General features: G+C 58.6%; 25 protein-coding genes. 10 read left to right on the top strand and 15 right to left on the bottom strand.

Going from position 1 to position 22,458, the window contains the following annotated elements; all coding sequences use genetic code 11:
- Nucleotides 1-31: 31 nt before the first annotated feature.
- From V6S97_RS08945 to fabA, 5 genes are all read right to left on the bottom strand, one after another.
- Complete coding sequence (locus V6S97_RS08945) at nucleotides 32-625, bottom strand: TadE/TadG family type IV pilus assembly protein (protein ID WP_003507268.1); 594 nt, start codon at nucleotides 623-625, stop codon at nucleotides 32-34.
- Complete coding sequence (locus V6S97_RS08950) at nucleotides 622-1,218, bottom strand: TadE/TadG family type IV pilus assembly protein (protein WP_003507270.1); 597 nt, start codon at nucleotides 1,216-1,218, stop codon at nucleotides 622-624. Before V6S97_RS08950 ends, V6S97_RS08945 begins: the two co-directional genes overlap by 4 nt.
- Before the next feature lie 187 nt (nucleotides 1,219-1,405).
- The gene (gene fabI / locus V6S97_RS08955; protein ID WP_003507271.1) at nucleotides 1,406-2,212 is read right to left on the bottom strand and encodes an enoyl-ACP reductase FabI; all 807 of its coding nucleotides are present in this window, start codon (nucleotides 2,210-2,212) and stop codon (nucleotides 1,406-1,408) included.
- Between the two features lie 6 nt (nucleotides 2,213-2,218).
- Nucleotides 2,219-3,442 carry a beta-ketoacyl-ACP synthase I gene (gene fabB / locus V6S97_RS08960; RefSeq protein ID WP_003507273.1) on the bottom strand — a complete coding sequence of 408 codons (1,224 nt, stop codon included), beginning with the start codon at nucleotides 3,440-3,442 and terminating at the stop codon, nucleotides 2,219-2,221.
- 75 nt (nucleotides 3,443-3,517) lie between these two features.
- Complete coding sequence (gene fabA / locus V6S97_RS08965) at nucleotides 3,518-4,033, bottom strand: 3-hydroxyacyl-[acyl-carrier-protein] dehydratase FabA (protein WP_003507274.1); 516 nt, start codon at nucleotides 4,031-4,033, stop codon at nucleotides 3,518-3,520.
- A 316-nt stretch (nucleotides 4,034-4,349) separates the two neighbouring features.
- Between fabA and irrA the strand changes: the two genes are divergently transcribed.
- Nucleotides 4,350-4,769, top strand: coding sequence for an iron response transcriptional regulator IrrA (gene irrA, locus V6S97_RS08970; protein WP_003507276.1), 420 nt, complete (start codon nucleotides 4,350-4,352; stop codon nucleotides 4,767-4,769).
- Between the two features lie 73 nt (nucleotides 4,770-4,842).
- Here the strand turns inward: irrA and V6S97_RS08975 are convergent, their stop codons facing one another.
- Entirely contained in the window at nucleotides 4,843-5,481 is a 639-nt protein-coding gene (locus V6S97_RS08975) for a trimeric intracellular cation channel family protein (RefSeq protein WP_099085756.1), read from the bottom strand.
- Nucleotides 5,482-5,560: 79 nt separating this feature from the next.
- On the opposite strand from V6S97_RS08975, the gene V6S97_RS08980 reads away from it, so the two are divergent.
- Nucleotides 5,561-6,079: a hypothetical protein gene (locus V6S97_RS08980; RefSeq protein WP_060722742.1), complete on the top strand. Its 519-nt coding sequence runs from the start codon at nucleotides 5,561-5,563 to the stop codon at nucleotides 6,077-6,079.
- Nucleotides 6,080-6,091: 12 nt separating this feature from the next.
- On the opposite strand, the gene V6S97_RS08985 is transcribed toward V6S97_RS08980, so the two are convergent.
- The gene (locus V6S97_RS08985; protein WP_060722743.1) at nucleotides 6,092-6,802 is read right to left on the bottom strand and encodes a YoaK family protein; all 711 of its coding nucleotides are present in this window, start codon (nucleotides 6,800-6,802) and stop codon (nucleotides 6,092-6,094) included.
- A 209-nt stretch (nucleotides 6,803-7,011) separates the two neighbouring features.
- On the opposite strand from V6S97_RS08985, the gene V6S97_RS08990 reads away from it, so the two are divergent.
- The 8 genes from V6S97_RS08990 to V6S97_RS09025 all read left to right on the top strand — a co-directional run bounded on the left by V6S97_RS08990 (nucleotide 7,012) and on the right by V6S97_RS09025 (nucleotide 14,312).
- Nucleotides 7,012-7,953, top strand: a complete 942-nt coding sequence (locus V6S97_RS08990; RefSeq protein WP_060722744.1) for an ABC transporter substrate-binding protein — start codon at nucleotides 7,012-7,014, stop codon at nucleotides 7,951-7,953.
- A gap of 139 nt (nucleotides 7,954-8,092) precedes the next feature.
- Nucleotides 8,093-8,866, top strand: a complete 774-nt coding sequence (locus V6S97_RS08995; protein WP_099085755.1) for an ABC transporter permease — start codon at nucleotides 8,093-8,095, stop codon at nucleotides 8,864-8,866.
- Nucleotides 8,866-9,651, top strand: coding sequence for an ABC transporter ATP-binding protein (locus tag V6S97_RS09000; RefSeq protein WP_334426626.1), 786 nt, complete (start codon nucleotides 8,866-8,868; stop codon nucleotides 9,649-9,651). The genes V6S97_RS08995 and V6S97_RS09000 overlap by 1 nt, the downstream gene beginning before the upstream one ends.
- 34 nt (nucleotides 9,652-9,685) lie before the next feature.
- A complete protein-coding gene (gene hutC / locus V6S97_RS09005) occupies nucleotides 9,686-10,423 on the top strand; it encodes a histidine utilization repressor (protein ID WP_113076037.1) in 738 nt (245 codons plus the stop codon).
- Between the two features lie 193 nt (nucleotides 10,424-10,616).
- Nucleotides 10,617-11,774, top strand: a complete 1,158-nt coding sequence (gene exbB, locus V6S97_RS09010; protein WP_162695470.1) for a tonB-system energizer ExbB — start codon at nucleotides 10,617-10,619, stop codon at nucleotides 11,772-11,774.
- A gap of 6 nt (nucleotides 11,775-11,780) precedes the next feature.
- Nucleotides 11,781-12,266 carry a TonB system transport protein ExbD gene (gene exbD / locus V6S97_RS09015; protein WP_003507299.1) on the top strand — a complete coding sequence of 162 codons (486 nt, stop codon included), beginning with the start codon at nucleotides 11,781-11,783 and terminating at the stop codon, nucleotides 12,264-12,266.
- Entirely contained in the window at nucleotides 12,263-13,189 is a 927-nt protein-coding gene (locus V6S97_RS09020) for a TonB family protein (protein WP_003507301.1), read from the top strand. The genes exbD and V6S97_RS09020 overlap by 4 nt, the downstream gene beginning before the upstream one ends.
- Nucleotides 13,190-13,322: 133 nt before the next feature.
- Nucleotides 13,323-14,312 carry an Ldh family oxidoreductase gene (locus tag V6S97_RS09025; RefSeq protein WP_003507302.1) on the top strand — a complete coding sequence of 330 codons (990 nt, stop codon included), beginning with the start codon at nucleotides 13,323-13,325 and terminating at the stop codon, nucleotides 14,310-14,312.
- Between the two features lie 225 nt (nucleotides 14,313-14,537).
- Here the strand turns inward: V6S97_RS09025 and V6S97_RS09030 are convergent, their stop codons facing one another.
- The 8 genes from V6S97_RS09030 to phnD form a co-directional block, all read right to left on the bottom strand.
- Nucleotides 14,538-14,783 (bottom strand): LuxR C-terminal-related transcriptional regulator, encoded by a 246-nt coding sequence (locus tag V6S97_RS09030; RefSeq protein WP_003507304.1) that lies wholly within the window; start codon nucleotides 14,781-14,783, stop codon nucleotides 14,538-14,540.
- Between the two features lie 465 nt (nucleotides 14,784-15,248).
- Nucleotides 15,249-16,289: an AraC family transcriptional regulator gene (locus V6S97_RS09035; RefSeq protein ID WP_035213083.1), complete on the bottom strand. Its 1,041-nt coding sequence runs from the start codon at nucleotides 16,287-16,289 to the stop codon at nucleotides 15,249-15,251.
- 87 nt (nucleotides 16,290-16,376) lie between these two features.
- The gene (gene phnN / locus V6S97_RS09040; RefSeq protein ID WP_003507307.1) at nucleotides 16,377-16,976 is read right to left on the bottom strand and encodes a phosphonate metabolism protein/1,5-bisphosphokinase (PRPP-forming) PhnN; all 600 of its coding nucleotides are present in this window, start codon (nucleotides 16,974-16,976) and stop codon (nucleotides 16,377-16,379) included.
- Nucleotides 16,973-18,109: an alpha-D-ribose 1-methylphosphonate 5-triphosphate diphosphatase gene (locus V6S97_RS09045; RefSeq protein ID WP_003507308.1), complete on the bottom strand. Its 1,137-nt coding sequence runs from the start codon at nucleotides 18,107-18,109 to the stop codon at nucleotides 16,973-16,975. Before V6S97_RS09045 ends, phnN begins: the two co-directional genes overlap by 4 nt.
- Nucleotides 18,106-18,804, bottom strand: a complete 699-nt coding sequence (locus tag V6S97_RS09050) for a DUF1045 domain-containing protein (RefSeq protein WP_161973972.1) — start codon at nucleotides 18,802-18,804, stop codon at nucleotides 18,106-18,108. Before V6S97_RS09050 ends, V6S97_RS09045 begins: the two co-directional genes overlap by 4 nt.
- A 273-nt stretch (nucleotides 18,805-19,077) precedes the next feature.
- On the bottom strand, nucleotides 19,078-20,427 hold the full coding sequence (phnE, locus tag V6S97_RS09055) for a phosphonate ABC transporter, permease protein PhnE (RefSeq protein ID WP_003507311.1): 1,350 nt from the start codon (nucleotides 20,425-20,427) through the stop codon (nucleotides 19,078-19,080).
- Nucleotides 20,427-21,413, bottom strand: coding sequence for a phosphonate ABC transporter, permease protein PhnE (phnE, locus tag V6S97_RS09060; protein WP_003507313.1), 987 nt, complete (start codon nucleotides 21,411-21,413; stop codon nucleotides 20,427-20,429). Before phnE (V6S97_RS09060) ends, phnE (V6S97_RS09055) begins: the two co-directional genes overlap by 1 nt.
- A gap of 70 nt (nucleotides 21,414-21,483) precedes the next feature.
- On the bottom strand, nucleotides 21,484-22,389 hold the full coding sequence (gene phnD, locus V6S97_RS09065; protein WP_334426632.1) for a phosphonate ABC transporter substrate-binding protein: 906 nt from the start codon (nucleotides 22,387-22,389) through the stop codon (nucleotides 21,484-21,486).
- Nucleotides 22,390-22,458 lie beyond the last annotated feature (69 nt).

Genomic DNA, 22,458 nt, shown 5'->3' on the forward strand with positions numbered 1-22,458 from the left:
GGATGAAAGATACCGTCTGCGCCCAACTGCGTCAGCAATTGGTGCAGGTGGTCTCCGTATCGCGCTGCTTGAAAAAATAATCACGGCCGATGGTGATCGACTTTACCCCGGATGAGGAAATATCTGTCATGAACATCAGCAATTCATGCGGGATGGAAAGCTCGACATGGATGAGGAAGCTGTTTTCCGCGAGCAGCCGTGTGGGAACCGCGACCGCTGATCCTACCGCGTAGGGTCTCTGGTTTTTCTCATTCCAGGACCAGACAATTTTGGCCTGCTTCTGCGCGTCGATCTTGATGCCGCTGATCTTCAGTTGCAGACCCTTTGTGCTGTAGGGCGCAAAGACGGCGGATGCGACATCTTGCATGCCCGCAAGATAGGTTTTGTCGACGGAACCCGTCTTCGATATCAGGTCGTTGATAGTGGCGGCGGCACTGCTTGCGCGTTTGTAGGTATTATAGCCGATCGTCAACTCGAAAGAGGTCACATAAAGCGCGAGCAATATAGGGAAGAGGATCGCAAACTCCACCGCGCCCACGCCGCGCTTGTCTTTTGCAAAGCTTGAGGCGAGCGCCATCAGGCGTCGTTTGCACTTCGTCGCGACGGACACCATCCCTGCCATCATGAGCCCCCGCTTGTGATGTATTTCTCGTTCATGAAAGCACCGGTCGCGACAATGAGGAAATGCGAGGGCATCGACCCGTCGGCCGGTCGGATCTTGGTCAGATACGGCCGGATGATATCGGCGATCACACGCCAGCGATAATAGACGCGCAACATGTTGATGGTTTCCGGTCCACCCGGCTTGAAGCCGAATTGGGCCGTATCAAGATCGTAATATTCGCCAAAGGCTTTGAGCGGTATCTTGGTCGGAATATCCTTGAAGGCGGTGAAGGAGCGAAGATCGATATAGAGTTTCTGTTCCTTTTTGATCTCATCCGCCGAGCAGGTAATCATCACTGAAACTTCATTACAGAAACTCTTGCGAAAATCCTCTTTCGAAATCGAACTGCTTATCTGCCCGGTCCTCAGACGCCGGGCCATGTTTTCAGTGGCATTGACGACCACCTGTTCTGCCATCATGGCGATGAAGGTTTCGATGATCGCAAAAACAACAAGGAAATAGGGAATGGCGAGGATCGCAAATTCGATGGCTGCGGTCCCGTCGCGCGAGACTCCGAATTTTTCCAGCAATGGCTTCAGTCTGGCCAGTCGCATGAGGTGGTGTCTATCTCTAAGAATATGCGGCAAGCGCAACCGTTGAATTTGTTGCGGACCATAACCACCCGATGTTTAAATTCAGTTACTCCGATGAATTATACTTTAGTGAATTCCGAAATTGATACGACCCGCAATATAAAAGCCCGGCGCACGGCCGGGCTTTTGTCGAAATTGAAATGGGCGATTATTCCGCATCCGCTCTGGAGAGAACCTCCAGCGTCGGCGTGGAGGTGATGTTATAACCGCAGTCCACATAGTGGCACTCGCCGGTAACACCACGCGACAGACTGGACAGCAGGTAAAGTGCCGATCCGCCGATATCATCGATATCCGCCGTCCGCCGAAGCGGCGCGTTTTTCTGGTTCCATGCGTAGATCGCCCGCGCATCCGAGATGCCGGCGCCCGCCAGCGTGCGGACCGGACCGGCCGAGATGGCGTTGACGCGAATATCGCGCGGGCCGTAATCGGCGGCGAGATAGCGAACCGATGCCTCAAGGGCCGCCTTGGCGACGCCCATGACATTGTAGTTCGGAATGACGCGCTGTGAACCATTATAGGTCAGCGTCAGCATGGAGCCGCCGTTTGTCATCAGTTCGGCGGCGCGCTTGGCGATTTCCGTGAAGGAGAAACAGGAAATGACCATGGTGCGGCTGAAATTCTCCCGCGTCGTATCCGCATAGAGACCCTTCAGCTCGTTCTTGTCGGAAAAGCCGATGGCGTGCACGACGAAATCCAGTACACCCCATTTTTCGCGGATCGCCGCAAAAAGCGCGTCGACCGAGGCAACATCCTCGACATCGCACGGCACGATGAAATCGGAACCGAGTTCGGCGGCGAGCGGCTTCACACGCTTGCCGAGCGCCTCTCCCTGATAGGTGAAGGCGAGTTCCGCGCCCTGTGCCGCAAGCGCCTTGGAGATACCCCAGGCGATGGAGTGATTGTTTGCGACGCCCATGATGAGGCCGCGTTTACCCTGCATGATGCCGTTCATTGGCAATTATCCGTTATGACGCTGGAAGACGAGCGTGGCGTTGGTGCCGCCGAAGCCGAAGGAATTGGAAAGGATGGTGTCGATCTTGGCGTTGTCGATGCGGCTGCGAACGATCGGGACGCCTGCAAATTCCGGATCGAGCTCGGAAATATGCGCGCTTTCGCCGATGAAGCGTTCCTGCATCATCAACAGGCCGTAGATCGATTCCTGAACGCCGGCGGCACCCAGAGAATGGCCGGTGAGCGACTTGGTCGACTGGATATGCGGGATCCTGTCGCCGAAGACTTCCCGGATCGCGCCGATTTCCTTGCTGTCGCCAACCGGCGTCGAGGTGCCGTGGGTATTGATGTAGTCGATATCGCCCTTGACGGTGGAAAGCGCCTGCCGCATGCAGCGGATCGCGCCTTCGCCTGAGGGAGCCACCATGTCGTAACCGTCGGAGGTCGCGCCGTAACCGACGATTTCGGCATAAATCTTGGCACCGCGCGCCTTTGCATGTTCCAGCTCTTCGAGAACCAGAACGCCCGCACCGCCGGCAATCACGAAACCGTCGCGATTGACGTCATAGGCGCGCGAGGCAACGTCCGGCGTCTCGTTATATTTGGACGACATGGCGCCCATGGCGTCGAAAAGGTTGGACATGGACCAGTCGAGATCCTCATGGCCGCCTGCGAACATCACGTCCTGCTTGCCCCACTGGATCATTTCAGCCGCGTTGCCGATACAATGCGCCGAGGTGGAGCAGGCCGACGAGATGGAATAGTTGACGCCGTGGATCTTGAACCAGGTGGCGAGCGTGGCCGAAGCGGTGGAGGACATGGCCTTCGGCACGGCAAAGGGGCCGATGCGCTTCGGGCTGTTGTTCTTCAGCGTGATATCGGCGGCTTCGACGATGGTACGGGTGGAAGGACCGCCCGAACCCATGATGATGCCGGTACGCTCATTACCGCTGATATCGCTCTCTTCGAGACCGGAATCGGCGATCGCCTGCTTCATGGCCACATGGTTCCACGCACCGCCCTGCGACAGGAAGCGCATGGCGCGGCGGTCGACCAGATCGGTCGGGTCGAGAGACGGCTTGCCCCAGACCTGGCATTTGAAACCGTGCTCGGCAAAATCCGGCGAAAATGAAATGCCGGATTTGGCATTGCGCAGGGATGCGGTGACTTCAGCGGCATCACCGCCGATGGAAGAAACAATACCGAGGCCGGTGACAACAACTCGTCTCATGAAAGGGACCTTTTCTTAAGATTTCGGCTGGACGACCGAAGCCGCCCGGCGTTTGTCAGGACTATTCCGTCTGCCTCAGGCAGCCTTTTCCTTCGACAGGCCTACGCGCAGGTCCGTCGCCTGATAAATGGTTTCGCCGTCCGCCTTCAGCCAGCCGTCGGCGGTGCCGAGCACCAGACGGCCGCGCATCACGCGCTTGAAATCAATACCATATTGAAGGAGCTTCGTGTGAGGGCGAACCATGCCCTTGAATTTCACTTCGCCGGTGGAAAGCGCCATGCCGCGGCCTTCTTCGCCCAGCCAGCCAAGGAAGAAACCCGTCAGCTGCCACATGCCGTCAAGGCCGAGGCACCCCGGCATGATCGGGTTGCCCTGGAAGTGGCAGGGGAAATACCAGTCGTCGGGGCTGACATCATATTCGGCACGGATGAAACCCTTGTCGAAGGCGCCGCCGGTTTCGGAAATTTCGGTAATGCGATGGACCATGAGCATGGGGGGCAATGGGAGCTGTGCATTTCCCGGGCCGAACAATTCGCCGCGACCGCAGGACAGGATCTCCTCATAATTGTAACTTGATTGCCTCGTTGCCATACCGCTTTCACTTCCCCAGTTACTGGTGTTGATCGACTTCACTAGAGCAAGTTAGGTTCAAAATGAAGCGCTGCAAGGGCAGAGGCCGCTCGGGCGTCATTCTTTGTCTTCGAACCTTCTTTGCAGAAGTCATTACCTCAATATGCCGTCCGCATACAGGAACCATCCGGCTGGAACCAGAGGAAATTTGCAAGAATGGCCGGTTTGCCGCCATTTGCCGCGCCTGACGGCGCTGAAACTATTGAAAGCGCTCGCTGCAAAAGATATATGCTAATGCAATTGATGAGTTTTACTCCTGTGCTCGGAATGGGATTGCATGGCATTTGACGCCACATTGGATATCGGAACGAGGCTGCGGCGCTCGGGGCTGCGCCCCACGCGACAGCGTGTGGCTTTGGGCGATCTTCTCTTCGCAAAGGGCGATCGCCACCTGACGGTCGAGGAACTGCATGATGAGGCGGTCACCGCCGGCGTGCCCGTTTCTCTCGCCACGGTCTACAATACGCTGCACCAGTTCACCGAAGCCGGTCTCATCCGCGTTCTCGCTGTGGAAGGCGCCCGCACCTATTTCGACACCAACGTTTCGGATCACCACCACTTCTTCGTGGAGGGCGAGAACGAGGTTCTCGATATTCCCGTCAATAACCTCCAGATCGACAATCTGCCGGAAGCACCCGAAGGCATGGAAATCGCCCATGTGGACGTGGTCATCCGCCTTCGCCGCAAGCGTGGCTGAAGCCCTTTGTCCGATAACGGATGTGAAAATGGCGCCCATGGGCGCCATTTCTGTTTTCACCGGTCGTTTTATGTCACTTCATGACATCTTCTGGCCGCCTGCCTGGCTTGGCCTTGTAGGGCGGGAAAGTCCAGCCGAAGATCAGCGCTCCGGACCGGATGCCAAATGCCGTCAGAAAACCCGCCGCTGATGCGGCATAAAGCGGTGCGCCGAAAAAATAGACGACAATGAAGGTGGAGGAGCCCAAAAGCGCGCAGGTGATATAGATCTCCGGCCGCAGGAGCACGGAAGGTTCCCCGGCGAGAATATCGCGCAGTACACCACCGAATGTCGCCGTCAGAATGCCGGTGACGATGGCGACGGTTGCGGAGCCGCTGGCGGCAAGACCCTTGGCTGCTCCCATGACGCAATAGGCGGACAGGCCGAGCGCATCGAGCCAGATCAGCACCCGGTAACGGGATTCGAAAAGATGGGCGGTGAAGAACAGCAGCACCGCGACCGAGACGCAGACGAGAATATAGGTGGGGTTTATCACCCAGAACACCGGCGTCCTGCCCAGTACGAGATCACGCACCGTGCCGCCGCCAATGCCGGTCGCGGCTGCGAAAAACAGGAAGCCGATCAGGTCGAGCTGCTTGCGCGAGGCGGCGAGCGCGCCGGTTGCGGCAAAGACGGCGACCCCGGCATAATCGAGAAAACCTAGAAGCGTCATGAAAAGATTCCCCCCCGGAAACACGGGCTGCGAACACGTCAGTGTCGCGCAAGCACTAAACTCTAGGCTGGCCGCCCGGATGATCGCAACATCCATAACCGAAACGGATGCAAAGGAAAATGCCGTGCGAATCGCTCTCGTTGCCGCTCTTCAGGCGCTGGTTCTCTTGATGTTTCCGGTGACACTCTCGGCGCAGCAGCAGCTGGTAAGTGACCCCGAGATTTATGAAAAGGACCATTTCCGCAACGAGTGCAAGGTGGCGGCCTTCGGCGACGATTTCGTCACGCGGCTGGATATCAACAATGACGGGCTGATGGATGCCGTCGTCAATCATGGCGTTCTCGATTGCGATGGCGAAAAAGGCCGTGCCTGCGACGAAGAGGGATGCCCCTATAATTTTTACGTCCAGGTGAAAGAGGGCGGTTATCTGATGATCGCGACGGCCCGGATTTACGGTTATGATTTCATCAAGCGTTTCGGCAACATGGTTTTCGTGCTGAAGATGCACCCGCGTTATTGCGAGCGGACCGACAAGGAGCCCTGCCTGATGACGGTGCGGGTGCGCGGCACGAAATTCGTCACCATCTCGCGAAAGTGACGGCGACGATCTTCACGGCGTAATCCGCCGGATTTTGACCCTTTGATTGTAGCGCTGCCGAAGCGAGCGCGGAATGATGAGGGTGGCGATGGCGACGGCGAAAACCGTGGCCGCAACCACCCACAGGGCATTGGACTGCAGCGTGGCGCCCAGAATGGCGCCGCAGATTGCGCCGCTGATCATGCCGAGCCAGGGCACGATCTGAATACCCCAGTCGAGGCTTCGTTCGCCCAGAAGAAAACGGCCAATGCCGCGGCCGAAGCGGGAAAGAGCGCCTGTCACATAGGTAAGCCCGATCGGTAGCCCCTCTATATGTTCGACGGCGGCGTTGACCATGCCCATGGCGAAAACGACACAATAAAATTGCGCGAGAGCGGAGGCCTCGTCGCCGAGCAGCGCGGCAATGACCACCAGCGATCCCACCGCCATCAGGACGGCAAAGATGCGCCGGTCGAACTTATGCGCCACCACGATGCCGCCGGCATTGCCCGCCACGAAGGCGATGATCGCGAAAAGCAGTTTTGCGGCATGGGAATAGAGGCCGGCCTCCACCGAAACGGCGGCGCGCGTGGTGTTGCCGGTCATGAAGGACACGAAGTCGCCTGAAATATGCAAGCCCACGGCATCCGTCATGCCGGCGATGAAGGAAATGGCGGCAACCAGCGCAATTCCGGTTCCGGTCCGCCTTGCTCTGATGATACTGCGACGTCTTTGTCTGGTCATGGTAAGAGCTCGATATGGAAAAAACAGCATGCCCGTGCAGAGGGCCGTGTTATCCTATGTCTAGAATGCCGGGCGGTGCGTTTGCAATCGTTCTGGAGGCGCTCGGAAGCTTCTATTTTGTCTAGACAAATATAAAATCCCTGCCTACCATGCCTCAAATAAAGCGAAAAACAACATCGCACAAAAATAAATCAAAAGGGGTTCAGATCATGAGAAAAACGTGGGTTCTCGCCACCATTGCAGCGCTCGTCTCATCCGCTTCAGCCTATGCCGAGACGTCGGTAACGATCGGCATGTCCGGCTGGACTGGTTTTGCGCCGCTGACGCTTGCCAAGCAGGCCGGCATTTTCGAAAAGAATGGCCTGAAGGTCGATATCAAGAAGATACCGCAGGCCAGCCGGCATCTGGCCCTTGCTTCTGGTGATATCCAGTGTGCCGCCACCACGGTGGAGACATGGATCGCGTGGAATGCCAATGGTGTGAAATCCACGCAGATTTTCCAGATGGACAAATCGCACGGCGCCGATGGCATTGCGGTGCGCAGCGATGTCTCGAAGATCACGGATCTCAAGGGCAAGACGGTTGCAGCGTCTGCGCCGGGCACGTCCCCTTATTTCTTCCTTGCCTGGATTCTCAAGGAGAATGGTCTGACGCTCAAAGACGTCAAAGTCGTCAACCTTGAGCCGGGACCGGCCGCGCAGGCATTCGTCGCCGGCCAGAACGATGCGGCTATGACCTATGAGCCCTATCTCTCCACCGTGCGCGCCGCGCCCGACAAGGGCAAGATTCTCGCGACGACGCTGGATTACCCTGCCGTTATGGATACGTTCGGCTGCACGCCGGATTTCCTGAAGGCCAATCCGCAGGCGGCGAAAGCCCTGGCGGATAGCTATTTCCAGGCTCTCGACCTCATCAAGTCCGACCCCGAAAAGTCCTATGAGACGATGGGAGCGGATGTGAAGCAGGCGGGCGAGGCCTTTGCCGCTTCGGCAAAGTTCCTCGAATGGCAGGACAAGGCCGCCAACCAGAAGTTTTTCGAGGGTGAATTCAAGACCTTCTCTGAAAAATCGGCCGATCTGCTGCTGGAAATCGGCGTGATAAAGTCGAAACCCGATCTTTCGACACTCGCGGATACCTCCTTCATCAAGTGACAGAAAAAGGCGGCCGCATTCCCTGCGGGGAATATTGCGGCCAAAGATAAGTGAGAGCGTCGATTGTGCGTCACGAAAGGCGCAGGGCGTTCTGATGGCGCGGCGAAAATGCCGCGCCGGTTTTCCGGACAGGCGACAGATGCAACCTCTTCAACCCATCAGGAACAGTACGAGAATTGCTCTCGGCATTCTGTTCTTCGTGCTGTTTTTCTCCGCCTGGGGCTTTGCCACGCTGGGCGGTTTCGTGTCGCCAACCTTTCTGGCCGACCCCATCACCATGCTGAAGGACGGCATCTATCTCCTGACCGATCAAGGTTTTGCCAGCGATATCGGCATGACGATCTGGCGCGTGGTGGGCGGTTTCGTACTGGCATCGGTCGTAGCCGTGCCTGTTGGCATCGCCATGGGAGCTTATAAGCCCATCGAGGCGCTACTTGAGCCCTTCGTCTCCTTCGCGCGCTATCTGCCGGCTTCCGCCTTCGTGCCGCTGCTCATTCTCTGGGCCGGCATCGGCGAGATGCAGAAGCTGCTGGTTATCTTCATAGGTGCGGTGTTCCAGATCATCCTGATGGTGGCCGTAGCGGTTGCCGGCACGCGCCGGGATCTGGTGGAGGCAGCCTATACGCTGGGCGCGAAGGACCGGGGCGTGGTGCGCCGTGTCCTCATTCCCGCCAATGCGCCCGATATTGCCGAAATCCTCCGCCTTGTCCTTGGCTGGGCCTGGACCTATGTCATCGTGGCGGAACTGATCGGCGCTTCCTCGGGGATTGGCTATATGATCATCAACAGCCAGGCGCTGATGGCGACCGGCCAGATCATCTTCGGCATCATCGTCATCGGCATTATCGGCCTCATTTCCGATTTCGCGTTCAAATCGCTGAACCGGAAGCTTTTCGCCTGGAGGATTGCCTGATGAGCGAACTCATTATCAAGGGCGTCAGCCGCACCTTTCCCGGCGTTCAGGGCGGGCAGCCGACGCTGGCCTTGCAGCCGACGAATCTGGAAATCCCCCGCAATGATTTCGTCACCATCCTCGGCCCGTCGGGATGCGGGAAATCAACCCTGCTGCGCATCATCGCCGGTCTCGACCGTCCGACGACGGGCGAGGTATTGTTGTCGGGCAAGGCGGTGACGGGCCCGGGGGCGGATCGCGGCATGGTGTTCCAGTCCTACACGCTGTTTCCCTGGCTGACGATCCGCGAAAACGTTGCTTTCGGCCTTCGCGAGCGCGGCGTGGCCGAGAAGGAGAAGTGGGAGGTCGTCGATAGCTATATCGACAAGGTCGGCCTGCGCGGCTTCGAAAACCATTGGCCGAAACAATTGTCCGGCGGCATGCAGCAGAGAACGGCGATTGCCCGCGCTCTGGCGAACGGCCCGAAAATCCTGCTGCTCGATGAGCCTTTCGGCGCTCTCGACAACCAGACGCGCGGGCTGATGCAGGAATTGTTGCTCGGTATCTGGGAGCGGGAGCAGAAGACGGTCATTTTCGTCACCCATGATATCGAGGAGGCGGTCTTCATGGCGTCGCGTGTGGTGACCATGTCCGCAAGGCCGGGCTGTATCAAGTCCATCACTCCGGTCGACCTGCCGCATCCGCGCCACTACACCGTGAAGGCCAGCCCGGAATTTTCGCAGCTGCGCGCCAAGCTTACGGAGGAAATACGCAGCGAGGCGATTGCCGCCGCTGCCCATGGATAGTTGATCCGGCAAACGGGAGGATGGAAGTATCGGGATGAGGAGCACAGGCGCCGATCTTCAGGAAAAATCGCTGCACGAGCGCATCCGCAATGATGTCGAGCGCCACATCATGTCGGGCGAATGGCCGCCGGGTTATCGTATTCCCTTCGAACACGAAATGACCCGGCAATATGCCTGTTCGCGCATGACGGTGAACAAGGCTCTCAGCGAATTGGTGCAGCGTGGCCTGATTGAAAGACGCCGTCGTCTCGGCACTTTCGTTCGCCAGCCCCATGCGCAATCGGCTGTGCTGGAAATCCACGATATCGAGCGGGAGGTGCAGGCGCTCGGTCTCGTTTACGGTTATCGTCTCGACAAGCGACATCTGCGCCCTGCAGGGGAAAAAGACGGCGCAGCCATGGCCCTTGCGGCCGATGCCCCGGTTCTGGAACTCACCTGCACGCATTTTGCCGGCGGCGTTCCCTTTTGCCTTGAAGAACGCATCATCAATGCCACCGCCGTTCCTGACGCCGAATTTGCGGATTTTTCGCAGGTTGGGCCAGGAACGTGGCTGCTGAAGATGGTGCCCTGGAGCGCTGCCGAACATCGGATCAGCGCCGTTTCCGCCGACCGTAAAAATGCGATGGCGCTGGGTATCGCTTCCGGTGCGGCCTGTCTGGTCATTGATCGGCGGACCTGGCATGGGGCGGATCATATTACCCGCGTCCGGGTCACCTATCCCGGCGATCGACATGCGCTCATTGCGCAGTTTTCACCCTCACAGAACAGCTGAAGACCGTCGATCGGTCAATTTTTTGTAAAGAAGAGTTTACGGGTCGTCTTTTGACAATATAATAGTTGTCAAAAGAACTCAGGTTTACTATCGGAACGTCAAGCTTTCACGACGGCATCCGTTCATGACCCCGGTTTTAAGGAACCGGTCAATCTGCGGATGAGTTCATCGACGGAAATCCGGGATAAAAATTATGTCAGCTGAGACCTCAACTTCCTCCGCATCTTTCAACAGGGCAAATACAACACGGCATCTCTCCCTTGCCATGGCTGTCACCTTGCTGGCCGGCTTAAGCGCCGGCGCGGTTTTCGCTCAGACGGCATCGGAAACCCAGATACAGCCGGCACCGCAAACGCAAGCGGTTCAGCCTGCAACACCGAGTGCTCCGGCCACCGCGCCCGTTCAGCCTTCCGCGACAGCGCCGGAACAGCCGGCCGCTAGCGCACCGTCGCAGCCCTCGTCAACTGAACCCGCACAGGCCCAGCCTGCACCCACACAGCCCGCGACAGATACCGCGCCGCAGCCGACGCAGCCCGTGCAGACGAACCAGACGGCCGCGCCGAATGAAGCCGCGACCCCGATAGAGCCTGTCAGCGCTGTGCCCGCAAGCGCCGAACATCGTGCGGATATCCCGCACAACCTGTCTCCCTGGGGCATGTTCATGGCGGCGGACTGGGTCGTGAAGGGCGTGATGATCGGTCTTGCCTTCGCATCACTGGTCACCTGGACGGTCTGGGTAGCAAAATCAGTTGAGCTTGCGGGTGCGCGGGTGCGCGCTGGCGCGACGCTCAAGGTCATTCGCAGGGCAAAAACCTTGAACGAGGCCACCGAGGCCGTCGAGAAGAAGGGCGGCCCGGCAGCGCTGATGTTGCGTATGGCGACCCATGAAATGCAGCTTTCCGACGCGGTGGTCGAACACACGGATGGCGGCGGCATCAAGGAACGTGTCTCTTCGGCGCTGTCGCGTATCGAAACCCATGCGGGTCGCCGTATGTCGCGCGGAACGGGTGTTCTGGCGACCATCGGTTCCACCGCCCCCTTTGTCGGCCTGTTCGGCACCGTCTGGGGCATCATGAACTCTTTCATCAGCATTTCGGAATCGCAGACCACCAATCTCGCCGTTGTCGCGCCGGGTATTGCCGAGGCGCTGCTCGCTACCGCCATCGGTCTCGTCGCCGCTATTCCGGCCGTTGTAATCTACAACGTCTTCGCCCGCTCCATCACCGGATACCGCCATCTGCTGGCGGATGCCGCAGCCGGCGTGGAACGCCTTGTCAGCCGCGACCTCGATTTCCGCCGCATTCCGCCGGGCAGCGCCAGCAAGCCCGCCGTGTCGCTGGTTGGACGGTGATCGGTCATGGCTGGCGGCATTCGCGAAAATAGCGGAGACGATCTCTCCGAAAACCACGAGATCAACGTCACGCCCTTCATCGACGTGATGCTTGTTCTGCTCATCATCTTCATGGTGGCCGCACCGCTCGCCACCGTTGATGTGAATGTCGATCTGCCGGCATCCACCGCCAAACCGGCGGAGCGCCCGGAAGAGCCGCTCTATCTGACTGTCAAGGACGATCTGTCGCTCAATCTCGGCAATGATGCGGTTGCCCGCGAAGCATTGGCGGCAGCTATCGACCGGCAGACGGGTGGCAAGAAGGATACGCGCATCTTCCTGCGCGCCGATAAAGCGGTTGATTATGGTCACTTCATGGAAATCATGAACCTGCTGAGAGATGCCGGCTATCTGAAGATCGCCCTTGTAGGGCTGGAAAACGCGGCTGCCGCATCGCAGCCCGCTGCCGCTGGCCAACCAGCAGCGCCGGCGGGGCAGGGAACCGCGCCATGAGTGAAAACGGCTATCCGCAGGCCCGGCATTCCCGTCTCGGGGAAGTGACGCTGTGGTCCGCCGCGGCGGTGCTCATGCTGAGCGTTCATGCGGGGTTTGCTTATTATCTGATGCAGGAGCCCGAGGAGCTGGATGCCGGCGGGCCGCCGCCTGCCGCGATCATGATCGAAATGGCGGCGATACCGGAAGCCGTCAACACCGAAGAAACGACGCAGGCGCAGGATGTCGAAGACGCCGAAGAGGTAAAGAGCGACAGCAGCGAACCGGTGGAGGAAGCAGCCCCCGAAGAGCCGCCGCCACCGGAGCCGGTGGCGGAAACGCCGCCGCCAGAGCCCGTGCAGCCACCTGAACCGCCGGTCGAGGAGATCGTCGAACCGCAGGAAATTCCCGAGCCGGTGGAGCCGATCGATCCCGTCCAGGAGCAGATGATGGCGGAACTCGAAAATGTCGAGGTTCCCTTGCCCGTCATACGGCCTCCGCCGCCACCTGTCGAAAAGAAGGTGGAAAAGAAAGAGCCGGAAGAGAAAAAGAAGGTCGAGCGCCAGCGTCCCAAACCGCAACAGGCATCGGAACTGCGTGAAACGGCGAAAGCAGAAGCCCAGCAGTCCGACCGGACGGCGGCATCGCGCAGCAATGCCGGCTTTTTCTCGTCCTCGTCCGCCTCGCCGGCGAAATGGGGATCGAAGGTCCGTTCGCATATTCAACGGCGCAAGCCCCGGTCGCTGCGCAGTGATGCTATGACTGCGACGGTTCGCTTCAGGGTCAATGATGCTGGCGCCATCAGCGGGGTCAGCGTTGTGCAGTCCACAGGCGATTCCTCGATCGACCAGCAGATTACGGCATGGATTCAGAGCGCCTCACCCGTGCCTGCTCCGCCTCCGGACGCAAACAAAACGATCACATTGCCGATCAGCATCCGCTAGGCCGCCCGCTTAAGTCACCCCTTGGGTATGTTCACTATTCCTCGCGCGCGGCCCGGTTTGGGCGTGAATAACATTTCGCGAATGTTTTTGATGGTGTAGGTCTTGTCGACTTCACAAGCAGAGGCATTCCGGAATGAAATTCTCAATCGCAGAGGCGGAGGATCTCGTATCCTCTATCTTTGAGCGCAACGGCGTTCTGCCGCAAAACGCCCGTTCGGTGGCGAAGGCACTTGTCGCCTCCGAGGCGGCTGGCCAGAGCGGACACGGTTTTCGTCGCATCCCCGTCTATGTCCGCCAGGCGCGGGTTGGAAAGGTTGATGGCAAGGCGCGTCCGGTGGCGACGCGCGTGAAGCCGGGTGTGCTCTCCATCGACGCCAATCACGGTTATGCCTATCCGGCGATCGATTGCGCCCTTGGGGAGTTGCCTGAAATGGCCCGGCAGCAGGGCATCGCGCTCGCCGCGATCCACCGCTCCCATCATGCCGGTGTTATGGCGCTGACCGTCGAGCGGCTCGCCGAAATGGGTCTTGTAGCGCTCATGTTCGCCAACGCGCCCGCATCCATGGCGCCCTGGGGCGGCAGTAAACCGCTTTATGGAACCAATCCAATCGCCTTCGCCACCCCCGTCGGCGGCGCCGATCCGCTGGTCATCGATCTCGCGCTCTCAAAGGTCGCGCGCGGGAAGATCATGGCCGCCCGCCAGAAGGGTGAAACGATCCCCGGCGACTGGGCGCTCGACAGAAACGGCCGGCCGACGACCGATCCCGAAGAGGCCATAGAGGGTACTATGGTGCCCGCAGGTGAGGCCAAGGGTGCTGCGCTGGCGTTGATGGTAGAGATCATGGCCGCTGCGATTACCGGCGGGAATTTCGCATTCCAGGCTTCTTCGCTTCTGGACGACAAGGGCGCTCCGCCCTCCCTCGGCCACACGATCATCGCCATTGACCCGGTATCGTCGGGCGGCGCGGCCTTTACCGAGCGGCTGGCGCTTATCGCCGGCGAGATCGAAAAACAGGAAAGTGTGCGTCTGCCCGGTCGTCGCAGTCAGGGTATTCGCAAACAGGCGCTGGAAAGTGGCATCGTGATCGAAAGCGATATTCTGGCCGAAATTCAATCGCTCTAAAGTCCCCACAATAATAAAACCCGGCGGGTCGAATAGGACCCGCCGGGCAAACCGTAAATGGCTGCTTTGCATCTGCGTCGATAGGGCGGGACATCATGTCCAGCCCACCTTTGGTCCGCCATCCCGCCATTGATATGGAAGGATTTTGACGCAGAAAGCCGCTCATTCGGTTTTCAGCTTACGGGAGGGGACGTTCGCGTAAGCTTGGACTTGAGCAGGTGGTGACTACGCTTCCTGTTCGATCAGGCCGCGCAGCAGTGCGATGCTGACGGCATTCAGCAGATTGGCCGCGCCCAGCCTTTGGCGCACGCGTTCAAGAGTATCCTTCACGTCTGCTTCGTCCGCACCTGTAATCAAGGCGACGTGGGAGGGATGCTTGCCTCTCGCCACCAGCCCGAGATATTGCCGCTCACGCTCCGAAAGGATGATTTCGCGTGTCTGGCGATGTTCATGCGGCGTATTTGAAGACATTTCTTTCAGCCTCAAAAGAGATTGACCTTCCCGGGGCACGATCAGGCAATGGTTCATTCCCCGAAACCAGCTCGCTAACCGCTCTGTCTAGACGCGAACAGAAACGTTAATTTCGCCAATAGGTTTCATCTGGCATCGGGAATTATGCAGTAAAAGGTCGCTTTCGCAGCCAGCTGATCCCGGCGTGGACGCTCTATTCCGGGGCATTGGGAGGAACTGCGACAACCGATATCGCCGGAGACCATAATCGGTCCGGCGCGAAGGCAGCTTCCAAGCTCTGGAATGTTTTTTGTCACACCCTAGGGATATGCGGCGTTCTCATAGGCGATGTACTACGCCGATAGAATAACATCTCGCGCCAAGTTTTTCGTTTTATTGTTATGTTTCGGCACATATTGCGATGAGAGGCGACATATTTCTCAAATTGAATGCGTCATTCCGAAATATTGATACCGTAAACATGTATCATCCGGTGGAATGATGCGCGTGTTTCTTGCGAATGTCCGTCGGTGTTGCCCCGAACCAGCGGGAAACGGAACGCGAAAACGCACCTGGCGTCGAATAGCCAAGCCTGTAACTGATGTCGGATACCGGAAGATCGCTTTCCACGAGGAGTTTAAAACCGGCGTTTTTGCGAATGGCATCCTTTATCTCGTTGAGATTGGTGCCGAGCTCAGCGAGCCGCCGTTGAAAACTCCGTTCCGACAGGTTGAAATAGGGAGCGATCTCGCTGAGCGAAAGCTCGGCATCCGAGAGCCGCATCTGCATATACCGCTTCACCTGGTCGATGAAATGGGTCGCATCCGCCGATGTCTCCGGTCGCAACATGCGGCATTGCAGATTCATCAGTTCGAACAGCCGCTCATCCGTATTCGGATTGACCACATCGAGAAGCGATACCGGAAGACGCATGGTATGGATCGGCTGGGAAAAACTGACGCGCCGGGTCATTTTTTCTTTAAATAGCTGAATATTATTCGGTTTCGGCCGCTCCAGACCGATCTCGATCTGGTTGATACGATCTCCGAGAATATCACGGAGGCGCTGTACCAGGACGGCGAGCGACAAATCCACATATTGATCGCGTTTGGCAATCACCGGTGCGAAGGACCATGACAGGGTTACCTGCGTGGCATCCGTTACCATGGTGAAATTGCTGTTGTTGGTGGCGTAATAGACATGGTCCTGAAGAAAGCGCAGGAAGGCCCGTACCGTCGGCGCGCTGATCAGGCCATATCCGAACGCGCCGGATGCGCCCGCTGGAAAGGCGGAGGCGCATTGCAGGCCAAAGGCGTCGTCACCGGAAATCAGTGCGCAGGTTTCGAGCAGACGGGAAAATCTATCGAGGCTGATGCGTTCCGTCAGGCTGCTGAATGTGGCGGGATCAATATCAAGAGCCTTGCAGATGGGAGTGATATCGATGCCCCGTGACCGGGCATAATTGCTGACGCCGGCAGCCAGACCGGCCACCACACTTATCTCGTCACTGACCCTTTTTTCAGGCATCCCTCGCCTTGGCGTACCATGTTTGGAAATTGTCGCCTGATGGTAAGCCCTGAGACAGCGTTTGTCGAGCAGCCCGGCTGCGGGATTCTAAGTACGGCTGGAGCCGACACTCTGCTGCAATAGCCGCAGGATGGTTTTGCCGGCGTCTTCGATTGCGCCGCTATTATCGACGGTCGTCACGTCGAAGTCCCCTACGACCGTCAGGGAACTGCGTTCCAGCCGTCGGAGAATATCTTCCCGGCTTTCCCGTCCGCGCTGCTCCAGCCGCCTTGCCAGCACGTCCGGCTGTGCGACGATGTTCACGACCTTGAGACGGGAAAAGGCGGTGCCGAAATGGGGCAGGGCGGAACGTGATCCGTTGGCGATGACCACGTCTCCCGCGTCGAGATGATGATAGACGGCAGCTGGAATGCCGTATTTCAGCCCATGCGCCTCCCAGGAAACCGCGAAGGCGCCTGCATCTTTCAGGCGGTTGAATTCGTGCATCGAAACGGCATCGTGATTTTCACCGCCCGCGTCGCCGCTGCGGGTAATGACGCGACGCGTGAAGTGGAAACCCGGCCGGCCGGAAAGCTGGGTCGCCGCATAATCCATCAGCGTGTCCTTGCCGGCCCCGCTCGGGCCGACAACCACGATCATCGTACCGGGCGATTGTTCGCGCCGGCTATCATGCCCATCGTCGGTCATGCCACGCGCTTGCCCTGACGCCAGACGGAACGGGCGACCGGCACGCCATCCTCGCGGTGAACCCGGACCAGATCGGCCCGCAATCCCGTCGCAATACGACCGCGATCAAGTAGGCCAACAGTCCGGGCGGGCGTGGCGGTGACCATGCGCAGCGCTTCCGGCAGGGTGATGGCTTCCACCTGGTCGGCAAGCAGGAACGGTGCGAAGAGCAGGCTGAACGGCACGTAGTCGGAAGAAAGAACATCCAGCACGCCGATCTCGGCGAGATCGCGGGCGGCGATATTGCCGGAATGGGACTTGCCGCGAACGATGTTCGGCGCACCCATCAGTACGCTCATGCCGGCGCTGTGTGAGGCTTTTGCGGCTTCGACGCTGGTCGGGAATTCCGCCAGCTTCACGCCGTGGCCGATCGCTTCGCCTACATGTGCTTCGGTGGCGTCGTCATGGCTCGCAACGGTGATGCCGCGTTCGGCGCAGCGGGCGGCCAGATAATCGCGGTGCTTGGTGGAATATTCCGCTGACGCGGCCTGCCGGCGCCGCACGAATTCGGCGAAGGCCTCGTCGCTCAATCCGCGCTTCTTCTGATAATAGAAGATATACTGATCCATGGACTGGAACTGGCGCTGACCCGGGGAGTGGTCCATCAACGAAATCAGCCGTACGCGCGGATCCGTTTCGAAGTCTTCGAAATGGTCCAGTACGTCGGCGGACGCCACTTCGCAGCGCAGATGCAGCAGGTGGTCTGCGCGCAGGCGGTTCTGATCCGCTGCCGCCTCGATGGCGTCAGCCATCTCCCGCATTTCGCCCTTCTCGAAGCCGCCATCCTCATCCGAACCAAGCCGCAGGCAGTCGAACACGGTGGTGATGCCGGAGGCGGCCACCTGCGCGTCATGCGCCTGAATGGCGGCAATCTTGTCCCATATCACGCCGGGACGCGGCGAATAATGCTGTTCCAGATGGTCGGTATGCAGTTCCACCAGACCGGGGATCAGAAAGTCACCTTCAAGGTCTTCGCCGGTTTTGGAAGCGCCCTCGCTGATATCGGCAATCTTGCCGTCACGGATCAGGACGGATCCCAGAATAATATCGTCTTCCAGAACGATACGGGCATTGGAAAGGGCGTGCTCGGTCATGGGTTCGCATCTTTCTTTGGTGGCTGGCCAAGGGGGTGCCAGCTATGAACGGTAAAGGGTGCGCCGCGCGTTTCTTCAATGAACAAAGCGAGGCCGGAAATAGTGAGAGGCTTGTCAACGAATTCGGAAAACCGCGCCGAAAGCACCTCGTGCATGGCGGGCTGTTCGGTTTCATCGATGCGGCCGGTCAGCGTCATGTGAAAACGGAAATCATCCATGACATGCGGATAACCCCAGAGCGACAGATTTTGCCGCTGGCTTTCCGTCAGCATCTGTGGACGCCGACGGGCAATATCGGTCTCGGAGAGGGGTGCGCGAAACCGGTCGAAATGATCGACGATCTCGGCGGCAAAATCCTGCAGCGGCTGATAGGTGCGGTCGGGAACCAGTGCGTAAAAAGGCCCGAGCGCACCGACAACGACGCGCGGAATTTCGAAGGCGGACTGGCGGGCTGCGAAATCTTCGAAGGCCGAGAGCAGCTCCGCTTCGCTGTATTTTTCGGCAAGTTCGAAAGGAGCCTTCAGCGTCGCGTGGAAACCGTAGCGGCGAGGCTCCTCCGTCATCTCGGCATAGTCGTCGTGGTCGTCATGCAATGTGCCGGAAAATGCATTGCGGCCCAGCCATCGTGACGCTGCCTCGGTCAACGGATGATCTTTAGCCGGAGAAAAATAGATGGCGTAGCGCACGGCAAGCACTCTTCAGTGTCATGGGAAACCAGGGATGAGAAGCTATTTGGCGTGACTCGCCCGCTTCCCGCAAGGTCAGGAGTGCGAGGTAATCGGTTTCCGTGACAGAATGATGATGCGGAAGGAAAAAAGCGCATTCGAAATGCGGCAAATCTTCAGAATATGCCGAAGACACAGAAGGACCTGACGAGGCGGTGCGGCTGGCAGAAATAAGGACTGCGCGAGTGTCCTGATGGGATGACGAACGTCGTTGCGACTTTCGTCATCCCACCCCATCAAAGCTCAGTGCTGTGTTTTGCCGATCAGGCGCGAACGCAGTGAGTTAGAGATATGGTCGAACAGGAAAACGACCAGGAGGATAAGCAGAACCATATAGGCGACCTTGTCCCAGTCGGCATTGGTGCCCATCGCTTCCAGTAGTTTAAGACCAATGCCGCCCGCACCCACCGCACCGATGATGGTGGCGGAGCGCGTGTTGCTTTCCCAGAAATAAAGCGATTGCGAAATGAAGACCGGCAGAACCTGCGGCAGCACACCGAAACGATTGACGGCAATCGGGGATGCGCCGACCGATTTGACGCCCTCGCGCTGCTTGTCATCGACATTCTCCAGCGCCTCAGCATAGACCTTGCCCAACGCTCCTGTATCGGTGAAGAAGATCGCGGCAATGCCGGGGATCGGTCCGGGGCCGAAACTGCGAGTGAAGAACAGCGCCCAGATCAGCATGTCGATCGAGCGCAGGAAGTCGAACAGGCGCTTCATGCCCCAGTTTGCGGCCTTGTTGGCGGTAATGTTGCGCGCGGCGATAAAGGCGAGCGGCAGGGCGACGACTGTACCGAACAGCGTGCCGACAAAGGCCATGACCAGCGTCTGCATCAGCTTGGAAAGAATATCGGCATGTTGCCAGACGCTGTTGTCGAGGAAATCATCGACCATGTGGCCGATATTGGAGCGCTCGGGATCGAGCCTCTCTCCCCACAGTGCGAGAGCGGCGAGTTCGCCATAACCCTTGCCCCAGAATTCCGATTTGGTGTCGAACAGGAAGTTCGCCCATCCGAGGAAGCGGCGCTGCACATAGACCTGGCTGGCGCGGATTTCCGCCTGACCAGCAAAACCGTAATGCACGAGGACCTTCTTGCCGTCCTGCTGGATTTCGTCGGGCAGGCCCTGTGGTGCGACCGCTGCATCGTCGTTGATGACAACAGGGTAGCTCTTGCCGTCGACATAAACATCCACCCGTGTCGGCGTCACGTCGAGGCGGTTGTCCGAGCCCGCATAAACGACGCTATAGCCGCCATCCGGCAAAGGCTGCAGCCAGTCGATCTTTGCATTTGTCGGATATTGACCGCGGCTCGACCATTGCGGCTGAACCTTGCCGTCTTCGAAACGAAGGCGTGGCTGGGCGCGCCAGGAGTACCAGTCCTGAATATAGCTCGAGGCGCGATCCCAGCGGCCCTGCATGAAAGCCGGACCGACATTGAAAAAGAAAAAGCAGCCGATGAGATAGGCAGTGACGGCGAGAAGGCCGACGAGCAGACCATATCGCTGCATGAAACTGCGGTTGAACACCTGCGGATGTGCAGCCGTCAATCTTTCGCGGTCGGCGGTGTTGAGAATGAAGCTGGACGACATCAGGCCGCTCCCCGTCCGAATTCGAAGGATTGCTGGCCGATCAGCCTGCGGCGCAGCCAGCTGGAAAACTGGTCTACGGCGATGATGGTGATCAGCAGAAGGATGATGATGGCATAGGTTTTCGACGCATGATCGTTGCCAATCGACAGCCGAAAGACCTCACCGATGCCGCCGCCGCCGACCGCACCGATGATGGTGGAGGCGCGTACGTTGATTTCGGCGCGCAGCAAGGCGTAGGAAACGAAATTGGGCAGAACCTGCGGCACGATGGCGAAACGCACCCGCTCCAGCCAGTTGGCGCCGGCGGCGCGCAGACCTTCATCCGGCTTCATGTCGGCATTTTCCACCACTTCGAAGAAGAGCTTGCCTAGCGCACCGATCGTGTGGACCGAAATCGCGATGATCGCCGCGATCGGACCGATCGACAGGATGGCGGTGAGCAGCCCGGCAACGACGATTTCCGGAAAGGCGCGCAGCACTTCCATCACCCGGCGCACCACCCAGCGCACGAGGCCGGCGCCGACGAGGTTGGTGGAGGCGAAGAAGCAGAGCACGAAGGCGAAGCCTGTACCGATGATGGTCGAGACGAGTGCGATGTTGAGGGTAATGATCAGCTGGTAGATGAAATGCGGTATGTAGAAACTGTCGGTGATGTAAACACGATCCGCAATATAATTATATTTCATCGAGCCGTTGTCATAGGGCGACGGCAGGTCGAACATCGCCCGGACGATTTCCATCGGACTATCGGGCACAAAGGTTTTCATGAAATCGAAAAAATACGGCAGGCGCTCGAAGAACTTGCCTGAATTGGCCGCATTGGCGAAATTCAGCGAGGCGGCGAGGATGACGAGAAAGATCACGAGCGAAATGGCAGTATAAATCCGCCGCGTCGCAAGCTGCTGTTGATAGTGGCGCATGACCGTCTGGGACGATGCGCTCAATCCCTCGGGCGTGAGGATACCATGGTGCAGTGTGGTCGCCATGCCGCTTTCCTTTATTGGCAAAAACGGCGATGCCGCAAGGCACCGCCGCTTTCGGAACGGTGGGTCAGGATCAGCCGCCGATAACGGACTTACGGGCGTCGACGATCGTCTGGTAGAAGGACGGATCAACCTTGATGTAAGCGGTGTTCTTGCCCTGCGTGTAACCCTGGAAGCAGGCGAGGTCCTTCTTGGGCAGTTCCATGAAGAAGTCTTCGACCTTCTTCTTCATGCTGTCGCCGAGCTTGTTGGCGACCATCAGCGGGCCGTTCGGGATCAGCGGCGACTTCCAGACTTCGACGATATCGTCCATGTCGAGGTTGCCCTTCTTCACCATCTGGTGAAGGTTGCCGCCCGAGTAGCCTTCTTCCCACTTGCCAACGCCCGAACCGAAGGTGGTGCCAACGTCGAACTTCTTGTCGAGAACGGCGAGAACGAGGTTCTCATGGCCGCCGCCGAAGCCGGTTTCAGCGAAAAATTCCTTGATCGGCGTGCCGGTTTCCTTCGGGATGGCGACGTTCGGAACGAGGAAGCCAGAAGTGGAATCTGGGTCGGCGAAACCGATCTTCTTGCCCTTGGCGTCTGCAAGCTTCTTGATGCCGCTGTCCTTGCGGGCAACCATGATGGTGTAATAACCGCTGGAACCGTCAGAACCCGTATAGGTCAGGATCGGATCGACGGCCTTGGGGTCTGCGAGCGCGATCTTGGCGTAGGAGGAAGCGCCCATGGAGGCGATGTCGATGGTGCCGCCGAGCAGGCCCTGAATGACGCCGTTATAGTCCGGCGACGGGAAAACCTGAACTTCGGAAACGCCGGTTGCAGCCTTGAGGCCATCGGCAACGCACTTGGTGTTGCGGATCTGGTCGGCTTCGTTTTCGGAACCGTCGAGACCGATGCGCAGAACCTTGACGTCCTGAGCCATGGCGGAACCGGCCAGAACGCCAAGGGCGACTGCCGAAAGAAGGACTTTCTTCAACATGGACTTTCTCCTGTTTCCCGGCGAGCCGGAGTTTGTTGTGAAGTATCGGCCCTTGACGCGGGCGCAAAC

Source organism: Agrobacterium sp. CCNWLW155 (genome assembly GCF_036888815.1).
Lineage (GTDB): Bacteria > Pseudomonadota > Alphaproteobacteria > Rhizobiales > Rhizobiaceae > Agrobacterium > Agrobacterium radiobacter.

Excerpts from the sequence above, each read along its gene's own strand:
- V6S97_RS08945 (WP_003507268.1), bottom strand. The coding sequence starts at position 625 with ATGATGGCAGGGATGGTGTCCGTCGCGACGAAGTGCAAACGACGCCTG.
- V6S97_RS08950 (WP_003507270.1), bottom strand. The coding sequence starts at position 1,218 with ATGCGACTGGCCAGACTGAAGCCATTGCTGGAAAAATTCGGAGTCTCG.
- fabI (WP_003507271.1), bottom strand. The coding sequence starts at position 2,212 with ATGAACGGCATCATGCAGGGTAAACGCGGCCTCATCATGGGCGTCGCA.
- fabB (WP_003507273.1), bottom strand. The coding sequence starts at position 3,442 with ATGAGACGAGTTGTTGTCACCGGCCTCGGTATTGTTTCTTCCATCGGC.
- fabA (WP_003507274.1), bottom strand. The coding sequence starts at position 4,033 with ATGGCAACGAGGCAATCAAGTTACAATTATGAGGAGATCCTGTCCTGC.
- irrA (WP_003507276.1), top strand. The coding sequence starts at position 4,350 with ATGGCATTTGACGCCACATTGGATATCGGAACGAGGCTGCGGCGCTCG.
- V6S97_RS08975 (WP_099085756.1), bottom strand. The coding sequence starts at position 5,481 with ATGACGCTTCTAGGTTTTCTCGATTATGCCGGGGTCGCCGTCTTTGCC.
- V6S97_RS08980 (WP_060722742.1), top strand. The coding sequence starts at position 5,561 with ATGATCGCAACATCCATAACCGAAACGGATGCAAAGGAAAATGCCGTG.
- V6S97_RS08985 (WP_060722743.1), bottom strand. The coding sequence starts at position 6,802 with ATGACCAGACAAAGACGTCGCAGTATCATCAGAGCAAGGCGGACCGGA.
- V6S97_RS08990 (WP_060722744.1), top strand. The coding sequence starts at position 7,012 with ATGAGAAAAACGTGGGTTCTCGCCACCATTGCAGCGCTCGTCTCATCC.
- V6S97_RS08995 (WP_099085755.1), top strand. The coding sequence starts at position 8,093 with ATGCAACCTCTTCAACCCATCAGGAACAGTACGAGAATTGCTCTCGGC.
- V6S97_RS09000 (WP_334426626.1), top strand. The coding sequence starts at position 8,866 with ATGAGCGAACTCATTATCAAGGGCGTCAGCCGCACCTTTCCCGGCGTT.
- hutC (WP_113076037.1), top strand. The coding sequence starts at position 9,686 with ATGAGGAGCACAGGCGCCGATCTTCAGGAAAAATCGCTGCACGAGCGC.
- exbB (WP_162695470.1), top strand. The coding sequence starts at position 10,617 with ATGTCAGCTGAGACCTCAACTTCCTCCGCATCTTTCAACAGGGCAAAT.
- exbD (WP_003507299.1), top strand. The coding sequence starts at position 11,781 with ATGGCTGGCGGCATTCGCGAAAATAGCGGAGACGATCTCTCCGAAAAC.
- V6S97_RS09020 (WP_003507301.1), top strand. The coding sequence starts at position 12,263 with ATGAGTGAAAACGGCTATCCGCAGGCCCGGCATTCCCGTCTCGGGGAA.
- V6S97_RS09025 (WP_003507302.1), top strand. The coding sequence starts at position 13,323 with ATGAAATTCTCAATCGCAGAGGCGGAGGATCTCGTATCCTCTATCTTT.
- V6S97_RS09030 (WP_003507304.1), bottom strand. The coding sequence starts at position 14,783 with ATGTCTTCAAATACGCCGCATGAACATCGCCAGACACGCGAAATCATC.
- V6S97_RS09035 (WP_035213083.1), bottom strand. The coding sequence starts at position 16,289 with ATGCCTGAAAAAAGGGTCAGTGACGAGATAAGTGTGGTGGCCGGTCTG.
- phnN (WP_003507307.1), bottom strand. The coding sequence starts at position 16,976 with ATGACCGACGATGGGCATGATAGCCGGCGCGAACAATCGCCCGGTACG.
- V6S97_RS09045 (WP_003507308.1), bottom strand. The coding sequence starts at position 18,109 with ATGACCGAGCACGCCCTTTCCAATGCCCGTATCGTTCTGGAAGACGAT.
- phnE (WP_003507311.1), bottom strand. The coding sequence starts at position 20,427 with ATGTCGTCCAGCTTCATTCTCAACACCGCCGACCGCGAAAGATTGACG.
- phnE (WP_003507313.1), bottom strand. The coding sequence starts at position 21,413 with ATGGCGACCACACTGCACCATGGTATCCTCACGCCCGAGGGATTGAGC.
- phnD (WP_334426632.1), bottom strand. The coding sequence starts at position 22,389 with ATGTTGAAGAAAGTCCTTCTTTCGGCAGTCGCCCTTGGCGTTCTGGCC.